Here is a 15703-nt window from a genome sequence, read left to right as displayed (position 1 = left end):
CCCACGGATATTCTGTAGAACGTACTCACGGTCTGGGGTTATAGCATGCCCACCAGTGCCAGAATCTGCGGCTTAACCCCACGCCGAACCCCTATTTCCGCCGCAGCGACCGAAAGTTCAGCCCATGCCACGCCCGATTCAAGCCACCATCCACACCCAAGCCTTGCACCACAACCTGCAGCGTGCCCGTGCCGCAGCCCCCGATGCCCGGGTGTGGGCAGTGGTCAAAGCCAACGCCTATGGCCACGGTATAGAGCGCGCTTTTGAAGGCCTGCGCAGCGCCGATGGCTTTGCCCTGCTGGATTTGGATGAGGCCGTGCGCGTGCGCGATTTGGGTTGGCGTGGCCCCATTTTGTTGTTGGAGGGGGCGTTCGATGCGCGGGATTTGGAGCTGTGCTCGCGCCTGAATCTGTGGCACACCGTGCATTGCCAAGAGCAAATTGATTGGCTGGCCGCCCACAAGACGCACGAACCGCACCGCGTTTTCCTCAAGCTCAACAGCGGTATGAACCGTTTGGGCTTTGACCCCGATGAATACCGCTCGGCTTGGACGCGCCTGAACGCGCTGCCGCAGGTGGACGAGATCAGCCTCATGACGCACTTCAGCGATGCCGACGGCCCCAAGGGCGTGGCCGAGGCGATGCAACTGTTCGAGCGCGTCACGCACGACTTGCCCGGTGAGCGCACCGTCTGCAACAGCGCCGCCACACTGCGCCATGCTGCTGGCTTGCCCACCGATTGGGTACGCCCGGGCATCGCGGTGTACGGCAGTGCCCCCGACTTTCCCGCCCACCGCGCCGCAGACTGGGGGCTACTACCGGGCATGACGCTTGCTGCGAAATTGATAGCGGTGCGAGCAATACCTGCAGGCGCTAGCGTGGGATATGGCTCTGCCTTTGTGGCCGACAAACCGATGCGCATTGGTACGGTGGCTTGTGGTTATGCCGACGGTTACCCGCGCATCGCCCCCACCGGCACCCCGGTGCTGGTCGATGGTGTGCGCAGCCGCACTTTGGGACGCGTCAGCATGGACATGTTGTGCGTCGATTTGACAGAAATTCCTACCGCCCACGTGGGCTCCGAGGTAACCTTATGGGGTCGCGCAGCCAATGGGGCGGTTCTTAGCATTGATGAGGTAGCCGCCAGCGCGCAGACACTGGGCTACGAATTGATGTGCGCACTGGCCCAGCGCGTGCCGGTGACCACAGATTGAGATACATACCTATACCTATTCACCTACTGGCCGTTGGAGAACCCATGCCAGTCGATATATGGAGCGAGACTGGGCAGCTCTTGCTGCGCAAGGGACAGCCCATCGTCTCGGAGCAACACCGTGACAAGCTGCATGCTTTCAATGCCAGCGCCATAGAAAGCGATGCCATGGCATGGCAGCACGCCTACGAACGACAGGTGTACCAAATGGTGCGCGATGGTGTGGACGTGCAGGCCGTGGCCCAAGTCACCATGCCCAAGACCATCAGCCAGCTGGACTATGTGCGCGTGAAAGCCACCAGTTGCTACCAGGGAGGGTGGTTGGATATCCAAGAGGTGCTGCGTGGCATCTTGTACCAAGGTGGTTTGGCCATTCGCCCGGCTCGGCGTCTCAAAGAGCTGTCCAAACATGCTGTGAGCTTGCTGAGCAAAGACCCAGACGATTCGCTGTACTGCCTGTTCCAGTTGCTGGCCGATGAGACCGTGGGTTACTGCGCTACCAATGCGTTGCTGTGCGCCTGCATCAGCTTGCTGGCAGCGCGCAAGCTGGGGCTGGATGAGCACTCGTGCGAAGTGGTGTTTGACGCCTGCCTGACCATGAACATAGGCATGGCGCGTGAGCAAGACAGCATGACGCGCCAAACTACCTCGCTGACCGACGAGCAGCGCGAACTGATCGCCCAGCACGGCGAGCGCGGCATGCAGATACTGTCGGCCCTGGGGGTGGATGAGCCCGATTGGCTGGATTTGGTGCGTTGGCACCAAAAACCGTCTATTCCCAACGACAAACCCAGTCTGGCCGTGCTGCGGCAGATTTTGCACACGGCCGACGTATTTGTGGCCAAAGTCGCGGCACGCAAAACGCGCTTGCCTTTGTCCTCTTTGCACGCGGTCAAGGCCATTTACACCGGAGGGGCCGACGCAGCCTCCCCAGTAGGGGCGGCCATTACGAATGTGTTGGGTTTTTACCCTCCCGGCACCTATGTGCGCATGAGCAATGGCGACACGGCGGTGGTGGCGCAGCGTGGCATCAAGGTCAATTTGCCGTGGCTTATCAGCATCCAAAACGAGCATGCGTTGCCGGTGCAGATGTACCAGTGCCGCCAGCCACAAGAGGGTTTCACCATTGTGGAGCCCATCACCTTTGCCAGCGTGAAGCTGGCCATTTCGCACAACAAGGTGCGCCGCGCGCGTGAGCGCGTGCAGCACCTCTCCCATCCCTACTGACATGGCGCGCGAGAAAACCGTGTACACCTGCCAAGAGTGCGGCGGCAGCAGCCCCAAATGGCTGGGCAAGTGCCCGCACTGCCAAGCGTGGAACACGCTGGTAGAGAGTGTGGCCGTACCCGATGCGGGCACGGCGCGCAACCGCTTTGCGGCCCTCGCACCCAGCAGCAGCGTGGCGGTGCTGGCCGACATCGAGGCTGCAGACGTAGAACGCACGCCCACGGGGCACGAGGAGCTGGATCGCGTGCTGGGCGGCGGCATGGTCGAGGGCGGGGTGGTGCTCATTGGCGGAGACCCCGGCATTGGCAAATCCACTTTGCTGTTGCAAGCGCTCGATTCGCTGCAACGGCTGGGCCAGCGTACGCTGTATGTGACGGGCGAAGAGAGTGGGGCCCAGGTGGCGCTGCGCTCACGCCGTTTGGGGCTGGGTAGCAGCCAAGTGCGGGTGCTGGCCGAAATCCAGCTGGAAAAAATCCTTGCTACTTTGCAGGCCGAGGCACCGCAGGTGGCGGTCATAGACTCCATCCAAACCGTGTATTCCGACCAGTTGACCAGCGCACCGGGTTCGGTGGCGCAGGTGCGCGAGTGTGCGGCCCACCTCACGCGGGCGGCCAAAAGTTCGGGTACGGCCATCGTGCTGGTCGGGCATGTCACCAAAGAAGGCGCACTGGCTGGGCCGCGCGTGCTGGAGCACATGGTCGATACCGTGCTGTACTTCGAGGGCGATACGCACAGCCAATTTCGTCTCATTCGGGCCATCAAAAACCGCTTTGGTGCGGTCAATGAGATGGGCGTCTTTGCCATGACGGAAAAAGGCCTCAAAGGCGTGAGCAACCCCAGTGCCATTTTCTTGAGCCAGCACGCCGAGGCGGTGCCGGGTAGCTGCGTCATGGTCACGCTGGAAGGCAGTCGCCCGCTGTTGGTGGAAATTCAGGCCTTGGTCGATAGCGGCGGCCCGAGTCCACGCCGTTTGTCGGTGGGACTGGAGCGCGATCGTTTGGCCCTGCTGCTGGCGGTGTTGCACCGCCACGCAGGCGTGGCCTGTGGTGACCAAGATGTGTTTGTCAACGCAGTAGGTGGCGTGCGCATCAGCGAACCAGCGGCGGACTTGCCAGTGCTGCTGGCCATTGCATCTAGCCTGCGCGGGCGACCCTTGCCCAAGGGGTTTTTTTCCTTTGGTGAAGTGGGCTTGGCAGGGGAGGTACGCCCCGCACCACGTGGGCAAGAGCGCTTGAAGGAGGCGGCCAAGCTTGGTTTCACTACTGCGCTGGTCCCCAAGGCCAACGCGCCCAAAAAACCCATAGAGGGTCTAACCGTGCACGCTGTGGATCGGGTGGATGAAGCGATGCAACTGCTACGCAGTTTGGAGTAAGGTGGGCAGCGGGCTGGGGTAGGCGAACCAAAAGCCTTGCAGTTCGTCCACGCCCAAATTGCGAAGCCGTTGGGCTTGCTGCTCGGTTTCTACCCCTTCTGCAATCACGCGAATGCCCATGCGGTGCAGCATGAGAACCGTGCCTTCCACCAAGGCTGGGGATTGCTCCCCCCAGTCTTGCAAAAAATCTTTATCGAGCTTGATGGCGGTAATGGGAAACTGGTGCAAGCGCGACAGCGAGGAGTAGCCAGTGCCAAAGTCATCCAAGTGGACTTCAAAACCCATGTGCTGGAGCGCTTGCACGGTACTGCGGGTTTGTTGCAGCGTGTTATCGGCCATGGCGCTTTCTGTCAGTTCAATCACCAAAGACTGAGCACTCACTTGGTAGCGTTGCAGGGTGTCGGCTACTTGCTGGGCAAAGTCGGCTTGTGCCAGTTGGCGGGTGGATACATTGATGGCGATGCGAATGGGTTGTGTCAATTGGGCGATATGCGCGCAGCATTGCTCAAGAACCCATTGGCCAATTTCCAAAATCAGGTGGTTGGCTTCGGCCAATGGAATGAATTCGCTGGGGGCAATGTCGCCCAACTGGGCGTGTTTCCAGCGCAGCAGGGCTTCGTAACTGTGTATGGCATGGGTATGGGCATCCACAATGGGTTGGAAGCACAGACTCAGCGTGTCGTCTACGCAAGCGTGGGCCAGCGCGGCATTGATTTTTTGCAAGCGGTAGGTGTTGTCGCGCAGCGCATTGTCGTAAAGGTGCCAGCAGTTGCGGCTTTGCTGTTTGGCGTGGTGCAGCGCGATAGCCGCATCGGCCAGTAGGTTTTCCAAATTGCTGTCAGAAGTGAGTGTTTGCTGTGCCAATCCCAAGCTGCCAGTAATGTGCACGGTTCGAAAGTTCACTTCATGTTGCAAGTCGATGGCGCGTAGCAGATCTTTGCTCAGGGCTTGCAGCAGGGGGCGGGATTCGGTGGCCTTACTGACCACAATCACGACGAACTCATCGCCCCCCCAGCGGCTGACTAAAGAGCGTTGCCAGTGCATGGCTTTGCTGGTGATGCGGCTGTAGGTTTCGATCGCACGGGCAGTGCGCTGCAGCACGATGTCGCCATATTGGTGACCCAGCTCGGCGTTGATTTCTTTGAACTGATCCAAGTCGATGTAGGCGGCGTAGATGGTGCTACCCAAATACTGGCGTTTGATGTCCTCGTCGCAGTTGAGGACACCCCGGCGATTGAGTAAGTTGGTCAGGTAGTCGCGGTGCGCCTGCAAGGTGAGTTCTGCAGTACGCTCAAGTACTTTGAATTCCAAATCCCGGTTGTGCGCTTTGAGCTCGTCGGATTTGGCTGACAAAGCCGCGATCAATCCTGTGTTTTCCAGCGTTTGGCGCATGTAAGCGCGCAGAAAGCGGTAGTTTTTTTCGTGGCTGATTAGCAAGGCAATGCAGTACACCGCACTCATGCCTGACAGTATGTTTTCGGTCAGCGCGGGCGAGCGCGCTAACTGTATGACCACAGGGGCCAGCATGGTCACTATGTAGACTTTGCCAACGAACACAGAGGCTTGGGTAGTGGCAACGCCCCCTGCCATGGATGCAATGGTCATGAGAACGATGTAGGACTCCCATTGTTCGTAAGTGGCTATCGTGTGCCAGCTTAAAACGGACCAGTTCAAGCAGCACAACACAATAGAGACTTCCAATAGCCGCTTGTAAAAGTCCAGATAGGGGGTGTTGGGGGAGTGGACGACGGAGCTAAATTTCAGAAAAACAATAGCGCGCAAGGCGGTGCATACCAAGCTGGAAATGAGCCAGATCGTGAAGAAAAGGGGCTCTTTGTCCAGAAAAATCCACCCCAAGCCCATGGAGCCAACCACGTTGACTACCATCCCCAAAGGCTGCTGTCGAAGGGCTTCTTCCCATAGCAGCTGCTTCTCAGTATTCATAACGAGTAAGTTTATGTTTGTGTTTTTGTTGGCATGGTGCCAAAAGGTAACAATTTGCTGTGAAATTGTCTTTCTGGGGTGTTAATGCAGTGTTAATAATCCGTAAATATGCACCGATAAGTGCAAGGAGGCAATGTGCGTGTATTGGTGGTGGAAGATGATTCCATGCTGGGCGATGCGCTGCGTGCTGGTTTGCGTCAGCAGGGCTTTCAGGTAGATTGGGTGCGTGATGGATTGGCCGCAGAGCGCGAGTTAGGCGGCGGTGCTTACTTGGCTGCTGTGTTGGATTTGGGCTTGCCCCTGCAGGATGGTTTACAAGTGCTGCGCCAAGTTCGGGCGGCGGGGGTGGTGACGCCAATTTTGGTTTTGACGGCCAGAGATGCGATCGCGCAGCGCATCGTGGGATTGGATGCTGGGGCAGATGACTATGTAGTCAAACCTGTTGATTTGCACGAACTGGCAGCGCGTTTGCGCTCATTGATTCGCCGTTCGCACGGGCAGGCGCAGGATAAGTGGCAATGCGCCGACATTGTGCTTGATGTGGCCAAGCGACAGGTGTGCAAGGACGGTGAGCCTGTGTTGCTTTCAGCGCGAGAGTTCGATGTACTACAGGCTTTGATGCGTCACCCAGGGCAGGTGGTGACGCGTGCCCAGCTAGCGCAACAGCTGTATAGCTGGGGCCAAGAGGTCGAAAGCAATGCGGTAGAGGTGCATGTGCACCACTTGCGCCGCAAGTTGGGGTCCGATGCCATCATCACCGTGCGCGGTGTGGGCTATGCCATGCGCATAGCCGTTGGCGCTCAGGAGCGATCATGAAGCGTATTCAACAGTGGATGGCCTCTATGCAGGCACGCTTGCTGGTGCTGCTGGTGACGGGCATGCTGGTTGTCAGTGTGTTGGCCATGGTGTCGGCAGCGCACTCCATGCGGCACGAAATGGGGGAGTTGCTGGATGCCCATTTGGCCCAATCGGCAGCATCGCTACTCATGCAGGCCAATCTCCTTGAGGACGATGAGGCCGTCGAAGATGTTCCCTTGCTACACCGTTACGCCACGCGCACGGTATTTCAGATATTCCGTGATGGTGTGTTGCATTGTCGCTCCAGCAATGCCCCGTCTGAGCCTATTACGACGACCCGCAATGGTTTTGTGACGGTTCAGCAAGCCGATGGCTCGCGCTGGCGGGTATTTGCGGTGCACGATGCGCAGCACAACACCACGGTGTTGGTGGGGGAGCAGTGGCGTACACGGGACTCTATCGTTACGGAGGTACTGTGCAGCATGTTGGTGCCTTTGCTGCTGTCTTTGCCTGTCATGGCATTGCTGGTGGTGTGGCTGGTTCGGAACAACTTCAAGCCGCTGCGTAAGCTGCAATCGGCTTTGTTGCAGCGCCAGCCAGACGATACCCACGTGTTGGATGCGGGACCTCTGCCGCAAGAAATCCAGCCCTTGCTCGATGCACTGAACCAATTGCTGGCACGCATGGCGCGTATGCTGGAGCATGAGCGACGCTTCACCGCCGATGCTGCGCATGAGTTGCGCACCCCTATTGCGGCCATACGCACGCAGGCGCAAGTGGCGCTGGGTGCTTTGCACGGGATGGATGCCCGCACGGATGTGATTTTCCAAGCTTTGCAGACCACCATGGCCGGGTGTGACAGGGCCAGTCACGTGGTAGATCAATTGCTGGTGTTAGCCCGTTTGGACGCACCGGTGGATGCAATTCTTTGCCCGAGTACGACAAACACGCTGCGCTTGTCAGACGCCGTGCAGCAGCTATTGGCCGATATGGCCCCTATGGCGTGGGCCAAGCAGCAAAACTTAGAGCTGCACGACGATACCGATGGACAAGCCCAAGTGCCGCAAGCCACGGCTGCGTTGTGGGGGATTTTGCTGCGCAACGTGGTGGACAACGCCATTCGCTACAGCCCAATCCAAGCCACGGTACAAGTGTCTTTGACCCATGTGCTGGTGCAAGGTACATCACAGCTACAGGTATGCGTGCAAGACAGCGGGCCGGGCATGAGCGCAGAGGACATGAATCGCTTGGGTGAGCGTTTTTTTCGTGTGCTGGGTACCGAGCAAAGTGGTAGCGGTTTGGGGTGGTCTATCGTGCGCCGCATAGCGGACTTGTTGGGTTTGTCGGTGCAGGTGCAGCGCAGCCCCACTCTCGGTGGCTTGCGGGTGGAACTGCGCACTGGATGGGTAGAAGCCCCGTAAAATCGCGCTCTTCTTGCAACGAGGACTTTTCCCTATGAGCGTAGTTCCTGCATCGATGTCCGATCGCGATGGCAAAATTTGGATGGATGGCCAACTGGTCGATTGGCGTGACGCCAAAATCCATGTGCTGAGCCACACGCTGCACTATGGCTGCGGCGCTTTTGAAGGCGTACGTGCCTATAAGACGGACAAGGGAACGGCCATCTTCCGTTTGCAAGAGCACACAGAGCGTTTGTTCAACAGCGCCAAAATTTTGCGTATGAAGATACCGTTCACCATCGAGCAGGTGAACGAAGCACAGCGCCAAGTGGTGCGTGAAAACCAGCTCGAGAGCGGTTACCTGCGCCCCCTCACTTGGGTGGGCGACAAAAAACTGGGCGTGAGTCCCAAGGGCAACACCATCCACCTGATGGTGGCCGCTTGGGCGTGGGGTGCTTACTTGGGCGAAGAGGGTTTGAAGCGCGGTATCCGCGTCAAGACCAGCAGCTACACACGCCACCACGTCAACATCACCATGACGCAAGCCAAGGCGGTGAGCAACTACACCAACTCCATCTTGGCCAACATGGAAGCCACCGATGACGGCTACGACGAAGCCTTGCTGCTCGATAGCAGTGGCTTTGTGTCTGAAGGCGCGGGCGAGAACATCTTCGTGATCAAGAACGGTGTCATTTACACCCCCGATTTGTCGGCCGGTGCTTTGAATGGCATCACGCGCAACACTATCTTCCACATTGCCAAAGACTTGGGACTGGAGATCGTGCAAAAACGCATTACCCGCGACGAGGTCTATATTGCTGACGAGGCGTTCTTCACCGGCACCGCAGCTGAAGTCACCCCTATCCGTGAACTCGATCGCATTGAACTGGGCAGCGGTTCGCGTGGCCCCATCACCGAGAAAATCCAATCGGCCTTCTTTGACATCGTCAATGGTCGCAACCCGAAATACGCCCACTGGCTGACCCTGGTCTGAGCGCTTCCCCTTAAGCAGGAGATTGATTCCATGTCCCAAGTAGTTGAATTGTTGGCCAAAGACCTGAACCGCGAAGGCGGTGTGTACTGCCCCAGCCCCAAAGCCCAGATGGAAACTTGGAACACCCACCCCAAGGTGTACCTGAATGTGGCCAAAACTGGCCAAGCCAAGTGCCCTTACTGTGGCACCGAATACCGCCTCAAAGCCGGTGAACACGTTGCTGCACACCACTGAGCCTCGCTGGCCAGTGGGTAGGTGCACGAAGGCATGACGGCTGCGTTGCTGATTGCGCCCCAATGGATTGGGGATGCTGTCATGACCGAGCCCCTGCTGCGGGTGTTGGCACAGCGCGGTGAGTCCATCACCGTGGGGGCTCTGCCATGGGTTGCACCCGTGTACCGGGCCATGCCCCAAGTGCAGCAGGTGGTTGAGTTTCCGTTTGCCCATGGCGGCCTGCAGTGGCAAGCGCGCCGCGCCATGGCCAAGCAACTGGCAGCGCAGCGTTTTGATGTGGCCTACATCGCCCCCAATTCGCTCAAGAGCGCGCTCATCCCATGGTGGGCTGGCATTGCCCGGCGGGTGGGTTATGTGGGGGAGATGCGCCAGTGGTTGCTGACCGATAGCGTGCCCAATCCATCCAAAGCCCATCGCCCTCCCATGGTGGACTTTTATCTGGCGCTGGCCAAGCCCGCTGCTCAGGGCGCAGTCAGCCAGCCGCACAGTCAACCTCAGCCGCAATTGGCTTTGCCCGCAGCGACGTTGGAGCAGGCCTTGCAGCACACTGGCTTGCAGGCTGGTGGCTACGTGGTGCTGGCCCCAGGGGCTGAGTATGGGGAGGCCAAACGTTGGCCTGTGGCGCACTGCATTGCGCTGGCCCAGCAATTGGATTTGCCAGTTGTCCTCTTGGGTTCGGGCAAAGATGCGCTGGTTTGCCAGGCCATTGCCAGTGCCGTCAACGCGCAGCGCAAGGGGGAGTCGCCGCACTGCATCAATCTGGCAGGCAAAACCCGTTTGGAGCAGGCCATGGCCTTGATCGCCCAAGCCCATGCGGTGGTGAGCAACGATTCGGGGCTTATGCACGTGGCGGCGGCTTTCCATGTGCCCCAAGTGGCGGTGTTTGGCTCGTCCAGTCCTTTGCATACACCACCGCTCAGCGACAAAGCCCATGTCATTTGGCTTAAAGAAGATCCGCAGTACCAACCTGCTTTGGATTGCGCGCCTTGCTTCGAGCGTGCATGTCCGCTGGGCCACACGCGCTGTTTGCAAGACATAAGCCCTGAGCGCGTGCTGCAAGCCTTGCAGGCTTGAAAAGCTGTCCAGCAGGCAAAAAAAAGCCACCGGTGAGGGTGGCTTCAAGTCCCCGAGGGGACGTCGTTGGACCGGTAGAGGGTTAGCCAATGGTATTTATGCTGTTTCCGGGCTACCCTGCAATCCTTGAGAACTGTGACAGCAGTCAGGTAGTAACTGTACGCATTGCTATCGCAAGCCACCATCCCTCGGACGGGGGAATTGCATGCTGCAAAATGTAAGAAGTTATTCCGAATCTACGGACACCAAGGGTGCGCAGGAGCGCAATGGCAGGCGTACTTCAAAGCAAGCACCGCCCAAGCTACGGTTGCGGCAACTGACGCTGCCGCCGTGGCGCGTCACAATCGACTTAACCAAGGCCAAGCCCAAGCCCACACCTCCTTCGCGCTCCGATGCGCCAGGCAAGCGGTAAAAAGGCTCAAAGATGCGTTCTTGCTTGTCCTCGGGTACACCCGGGCCAGAGTCATGCACTTGCAATACGGCTTCTTGCTCGTGGGTGCGCAGCAGCAAGCAAACGTCGTTGCCCCCGTAGCGCCGGGCGTTCTCTAACAGATTGCGAATGACGCGGCGCAGCAGTTTGCTGACGCCGGGCACGAGTATCTCGGTGGTCTGTACATCCAGCAGGGCTTGGGTACGGGCGCATTCTTCTGCGCTCAGGCCAACCAAGTCCACATCTTCAAGGGGCCCCAAATCGGTTTCGTGCGTGTCCAAGCGACTGGCGAGCAATATTTCTTCAATCAAAGCGTCCAGTTCAGCGATGTTGCGCGCAATTTCGTTACGGGTGTGTAGCGTGGGAGTGCTGCCCATCAGTTCTAAGCCGATGCGGATGCGGGCCAAAGGGGAGCGCAATTCGTGTGAGGCATTGGCCAGCAAGGCTTTTTGCGAGGCCAATAGGTTCTCGCGTGAATTCACCAAGGATTGCACTTGCTCTGCTGCCCGGTTAAAGCTTTGGGCCAGAAAGGCCACTTCGTCTTTGCCTTTGATATCGACGCGGGAACTCAAGTCGCCGCGGCCCCAGCGCTCTACCCCTTTGTGCAAATGTTCCAAGCGCCGCGTCAGGCGACGAATAGCGGGGTAAGCCCCCATGGCCACGGCAATGCCCACTAGCACCAGAGTCCAGAAAAAGCCCAGTGGATTGTGGATGTTGTCGGTTGTGCGTGGCATGTGCAGGAAAACGATTTCGCCGTTTTCCATCATCAATTCGAATTCCGGAGAGCGTCCTGCCAGCGAAAAATTGGGTTTGTCCCCTAAGCGCAAAGCAAAAAATGGAGGAGGCGGGGGCAAGTGGTGTTCGTTGGGGTTGTGTGAACGTGGGCCAGCGTATGCCAAACCGTTGCCAAGAATGTTGCCTTCTTCATCGCTGACCACTACTTCACGTGGAGGCGCTTCTTCGGTCATCTGCCATGTCCAGCCGACAATCAGGGTCAATATGCACACGGTGAGCACCACCGTGAGCCATATGCGCAGATAAAGACGCTTCATGGTGTGTCAGTCTTGGTGGCGCGCAAACACATAGCCCACACCGCGCACGGTCAAGATGCGCTGGGGGTTCTTGACGTCTATTTCGATGGCAGCGCGGATGCGGCCCATGTGCACGTCGATCGAGCGATCAAACGCTTCGAGCTCGCGCCCACGCACAATTTCCATGATTTTGTCGCGGCTCATCACTTTGCCTGCGTTCTCAGCCAATGCCACCAACAGATCGAATTGGTAGGCCGTCAAGTCGCAGCGTTTGCCCTGTACGCGCACAACACGGGCATCGCGGTCGATTTCCAAGCTGCCAAATTGGAGCAGTTGCGATTCGCTGCCAGTAGGGCTGCCCATGGTGATTGCATGGCTGTTGGGGGCTGACACGGTTCCTGCGGTGGCAGGATCGGCTTTGCGCCGCAGCACTGCGCGGATACGGGCGAGCAGTTCACGGGGTTCAAAGGGTTTGGCCATGTAGTCGTCCGCACCAATCTCAAGGCCAATGATGCGGTCCATGGCATCGCCTTTGGCGGTGAGCATGACTACCGGTATGGATGCGATAGGAGCATGCAGCGCACGGATGCGACGGCACACTTCCAAACCGTCCATGTCAGGCAGCATGATGTCCAGAATGACCAGATCAATGGGCGTGCTGCTGGCGGACTCCAAGCGCAGCAAGCCATCTGTGCCTGAGGCGCTGTGGCTGACGGTAAAGCCCGATTGCCCTAAGTACTCCGCCACCATTTTGGCTAGGCGTTCGTCGTCTTCGATAAGGTGTAGGTGTTGCAATGCCATAGTGTTTCTAGCAGGTTTGCTATCAAAATAATAGTGACTTCAGCTTATCCAACAAGGCTTATGGCCTGTTTTTATGGTTTATCCAGAACAGCAGCAGGATAACCGGAACGCCCAGCAGCGCGGTACTGGTAAAGAAGGCGCTGTAGCCGAAAGCGTCCACATATTCGCCCGAATAACCAGCCAAGGTTTTCGGAATCAAGAGCATGAACGAACTGAACAATGCGTATTGGGTGGCCGAGTAGCTGATATTGGTCAGCGATGACAAGTAGGCAATGAAGGCCGCAGTGGCCACGCCACCAGCCAGGTTGTCGGCCGAAATGACGGCGATCAAGGCGTTCAGGTCGTGCCCATGACCGGCCAGCCACGAAAACAGCAAATTGCTGGCTGCGCTGAGCACGGCCCCCAGCATGAGAACCCGCATCACCCCCCAGCGCATAGCCAGCGCTCCACCCAGAAAGGAGCCTGCCAGCGTCATGATGACGCCATAGATTTTGGTCACTGCAGCCACCTCGTCTTTGGTGTAGCCCATGTCCACGTAAAACGTATTAGCCATGACACCCATCACCACATCGCTGATGCGGTACAGCCCAATGAGCGCCAGCAAGGCAGCGGCATGCCAGCCGTAGCGACGGAAAAAGTCGGCAAATGGGGCCACCACCGCTTGGTTTATCCACTCCTGTGCTGTGCGTGTGGGGGGCAAAGCCACTGGATGGGGTTCTGCACTGAAAAGCACCGTCACCATGCCCGGCAGCATAGACAGGGCCATGGCCCAGTACGCCGTTTGCCAAGCGCCAAAGTCGTAGCCCACCGTGTTGCCTTGGGCGCGTGCAGCCACCCACAGAGCGCCTGCACCAGCCCAAATCATGGCCAAGCGGTAGCCAGTTTGGTAGGTGGCCGCCAGTGCGGCTTGCTCGTCGGTGTTGGCCGACTCGATGCGAAACGCATCGAGCGCAATGTCTTGCGTGGCCGCGGCGATGGCCACCAGCAACGCAGCCCATGCGGTGTAGGCCAAATTGTCTAGTGGGTTGTGGAGGGCCAATACCAGCAAGCCCAGCACAATGCCCGTTTGGGCCAGCAAAAGCCAGCTGCGGCGACGTCCCAAGCGGGCCGTGAGCAGTGGCAACGACAGCCTGTCAACCAAAGGCGACCATGTCCATTTGAATGCAAATGCCAACCCCACCCAGCTGAAGTAGCCAATGCTGCTGCGGTTGACCCCCGCTTCACGCAACCAAAAGCTGAGGGTGCCCAGCACCAGCAACAGTGGCAGACCAGAGGAAAAACCCAGCAACAGCATGCGCAGGCAAGCCGGTTGGGCGTACACGCGCCAAGCCCGCAGCCATGGGTGTTTGGGTGGGCTGTCTTGGGGCATGGGTGGGTTTTGTGGCGAGGGGGAATTGCACATGCAGGGAATAATACTGGCGAGTGAGGAGACGTAACGATGGAGCAATACGCTATTGGCAAGTTGTGCATGGCCTGGTTGTTGGCCTTGGTTGCTGTCCATGCGGGGCTGGTGAGTGCCCGCGAGGGCGTGCAGGTGGGCGAACGATCGGCTTTTGCCAAGCTCGTTCCCGCTGAGGAGGTCGAGGCCAGTGCGGCCCAGCAGTACAAGCAAATGCTCAGCCAAGCGCGCGGCAAGCAAGCCGTGGCCACGTCACAAAACGCGCAGCTGCAACGCCTGCGCCGCATCGCGCAGCAACTCATTCCCTTTGCGCAAGAATGGAATCCGCGTGCCAAAGAGTGGCAATGGGAGGTCAATTTGCTGCGAAGCGACCAAGTCAATGCCTTTTGCATGCCGGGTGGCAAGATTGCGTTTTACACCGGCATCTTGGACAAGTTGCAGCTCACTGACGACGAAGTAGCCTTGGTTATGGGGCATGAAATCGCCCATGCCCTGCGCGAGCATGCCCGCGAGCGCATGGGTAAAACCGCCGCCACAGGCATAGGCGCAAATCTGATCACGCAGATTTTTGGCTTAGGGCAAGTGGGCCAAAGTATCACGGAGATGGGGGCGCAATTGCTCACCCTGCGCTTTAGCCGCGAGGACGAAACCGAAGCCGACTTGGTCGGCATGGAGCTGGCGGCGCGTGCTGGATTCAACCCCCGAGCAGGCATTAGCTTGTGGACCAAAATGGCCCAAGCCAACCGCAACGCACCACCCCAGTGGTTGTCCACCCATCCGGCCAGTGACACCCGCATTGGCGACATGGAGGCGGCGATGCCCGATGTGGAGCCGCTCTACCAACGCGCCAAGCGCCCTCAGTAACGGGGACACACGAGGCAATTACACGGGCATTGCAAGGTTATGGCAGGCGCTTACAGCGCCAAGTCGTAGTCCATGGTCACCGGCGCGTGGTCACTGAACTTGACATCCTTGTAAATGCTGCAGTGGCGGGCTTGGGCCGCAAGCGCCGGGGTGGCCAGGTGGTAGTCCAAGCGCCAGCCCACGTTCTTGGCATAGGCTTGACCGCGGTTACTCCACCATGTGTAGCAGGCATCGGTGGTGTCGGGATGCAGTTGGCGGTACACGTCCACCAGACCGCCCTGGCCCTTCTCGGTGCCCAGTAATTGAGACATCCAGGCGCGCTCTTCGGGCAGGAAACCACTGTTTTTCAGGTTGCCTTTCCAGTTCTTCAGGTCGGCCTCCATGTGAGCGATATTCACATCACCGACTAGGATGAACTCGCGTTGCTGTTTTAGCTTGGCTAGGTGCTGGGCCATCACGTCAAGAAACCGGAACTTGGCCTGCTGACGCTCCTCTCCACTGGAGCCACTCGGGAAATAGCAACTGATGACGCTGAGCCTGCGACCCGGCTTATCGAAGCGCTTTTCAATCCAACGACCTTCTGCATCAAATTCGGCAACACCGAACCCCATCACGATGTCGCTAGGTTCGACGCGGGTGTACAGGCCGACACCGGAATAGCCTTTCTTCTCGGCGTAATGGAAGTGACCAGACAAGCCTGCCAATTGGCAGTAGGTGCCTTCAACAACATCAGCCTGCGCCTTGATCTCCTGCACGCCGAGTACATCCGCATCTTGCTGTTGGACCCATTCGAAGAAGCCCTTAGTGGCTGCGGATCGGATTCCGTTCAGGTTTGCAGTGATGATTTTCATGGGTGGCTCTTCGTAGTCGGTGAACTCCATTATGGCTGTTGCTAGAGTCGTGAGCCCTGTTCTTTGAGTCTT

General features: G+C 58.4%; 14 protein-coding genes. 9 read left to right on the top strand and 5 right to left on the bottom strand.

Features of this window, described 5'->3' with window-relative positions; translation table 11 throughout:
• The first annotated feature begins 124 nt into the window (after positions 1-124).
• The 3 genes from alr to radA are packed head-to-tail and all read left to right on the top strand — an operon-like array spanning position 125 to position 3811.
• On the top strand, positions 125-1213 hold the full coding sequence (gene alr, locus KIK84_RS07110) for an alanine racemase (RefSeq protein WP_214122381.1): 1089 nt from the start codon (positions 125-127) through the stop codon (positions 1211-1213).
• A 44-nt stretch (positions 1214-1257) separates the two neighbouring features.
• Positions 1258-2439: an HD-GYP domain-containing protein gene (locus tag KIK84_RS07105; RefSeq protein ID WP_214122380.1), complete on the top strand. Its 1182-nt coding sequence runs from the start codon at positions 1258-1260 to the stop codon at positions 2437-2439.
• A 1-nt stretch (position 2440) separates the two neighbouring features.
• Positions 2441-3811, top strand: coding sequence for a DNA repair protein RadA (gene radA / locus KIK84_RS07100; RefSeq protein WP_214122861.1), 1371 nt, complete (start codon positions 2441-2443; stop codon positions 3809-3811).
• Here radA and KIK84_RS07095 read toward each other — a convergent pair.
• Positions 3794-5755, bottom strand: a complete 1962-nt coding sequence (locus KIK84_RS07095; protein ID WP_214122379.1) for a putative bifunctional diguanylate cyclase/phosphodiesterase — start codon at positions 5753-5755, stop codon at positions 3794-3796. The two genes, radA and KIK84_RS07095, sit on opposite strands and share 18 nt — an antisense overlap.
• 135 nt (positions 5756-5890) lie before the next feature.
• Between KIK84_RS07095 and KIK84_RS07090 the strand changes: the two genes are divergently transcribed.
• Genes KIK84_RS07090 through waaF form a run of 5 tightly spaced genes read left to right on the top strand, consistent with a single transcriptional unit; the run spans position 5891 to position 10255 of the window.
• Positions 5891-6571, top strand: coding sequence for a winged helix-turn-helix domain-containing protein (locus tag KIK84_RS07090; protein ID WP_214122378.1), 681 nt, complete (start codon positions 5891-5893; stop codon positions 6569-6571).
• Complete coding sequence (locus KIK84_RS07085) at positions 6568-7974, top strand: ATP-binding protein (RefSeq protein ID WP_214122377.1); 1407 nt, start codon at positions 6568-6570, stop codon at positions 7972-7974. Before KIK84_RS07090 ends, KIK84_RS07085 begins: the two co-directional genes overlap by 4 nt.
• Before the next feature lie 34 nt (positions 7975-8008).
• Positions 8009-8947, top strand: a complete 939-nt coding sequence (locus KIK84_RS07080) for a branched-chain amino acid transaminase (RefSeq protein ID WP_214122376.1) — start codon at positions 8009-8011, stop codon at positions 8945-8947.
• A gap of 30 nt (positions 8948-8977) precedes the next feature.
• Positions 8978-9181, top strand: coding sequence for a zinc-finger domain-containing protein (locus KIK84_RS07075; protein ID WP_214122375.1), 204 nt, complete (start codon positions 8978-8980; stop codon positions 9179-9181).
• 33 nt (positions 9182-9214) lie between these two features.
• Positions 9215-10255, top strand: coding sequence for a lipopolysaccharide heptosyltransferase II (gene waaF, locus KIK84_RS07070; RefSeq protein ID WP_214122374.1), 1041 nt, complete (start codon positions 9215-9217; stop codon positions 10253-10255).
• Positions 10256-10480: 225 nt separating this feature from the next.
• Here the strand turns inward: waaF and KIK84_RS07065 are convergent, their stop codons facing one another.
• From KIK84_RS07065 to KIK84_RS07055, 3 genes are read right to left on the bottom strand one after another with little or no spacing between them, the layout of a single operon-like run.
• Positions 10481-11737, bottom strand: coding sequence for an ATP-binding protein (locus KIK84_RS07065; protein ID WP_214122373.1), 1257 nt, complete (start codon positions 11735-11737; stop codon positions 10481-10483).
• A gap of 6 nt (positions 11738-11743) precedes the next feature.
• On the bottom strand, positions 11744-12517 hold the full coding sequence (locus tag KIK84_RS07060) for a response regulator (RefSeq protein ID WP_214122372.1): 774 nt from the start codon (positions 12515-12517) through the stop codon (positions 11744-11746).
• 58 nt (positions 12518-12575) lie between these two features.
• Positions 12576-13886: an AmpG family muropeptide MFS transporter gene (locus KIK84_RS07055; RefSeq protein ID WP_214122371.1), complete on the bottom strand. Its 1311-nt coding sequence runs from the start codon at positions 13884-13886 to the stop codon at positions 12576-12578.
• A gap of 69 nt (positions 13887-13955) precedes the next feature.
• On the opposite strand from KIK84_RS07055, the gene KIK84_RS07050 reads away from it, so the two are divergent.
• Entirely contained in the window at positions 13956-14780 is an 825-nt protein-coding gene (locus tag KIK84_RS07050; protein WP_214122370.1) for a M48 family metallopeptidase, read from the top strand.
• Positions 14781-14830: 50 nt separating this feature from the next.
• Here the strand turns inward: KIK84_RS07050 and KIK84_RS07045 are convergent, their stop codons facing one another.
• The gene (locus tag KIK84_RS07045; protein WP_214122369.1) at positions 14831-15631 is read right to left on the bottom strand and encodes an exodeoxyribonuclease III; all 801 of its coding nucleotides are present in this window, start codon (positions 15629-15631) and stop codon (positions 14831-14833) included.
• Positions 15632-15703 lie beyond the last annotated feature (72 nt).

Source organism: Curvibacter sp. CHRR-16, from assembly GCF_018474005.1.
Lineage (GTDB): Bacteria > Pseudomonadota > Gammaproteobacteria > Burkholderiales > Burkholderiaceae_C > Allorhodoferax.
Note: the sequence above shows the minus strand (reverse complement) of the source record. Positions and strands in the feature narration are given on the sequence as shown.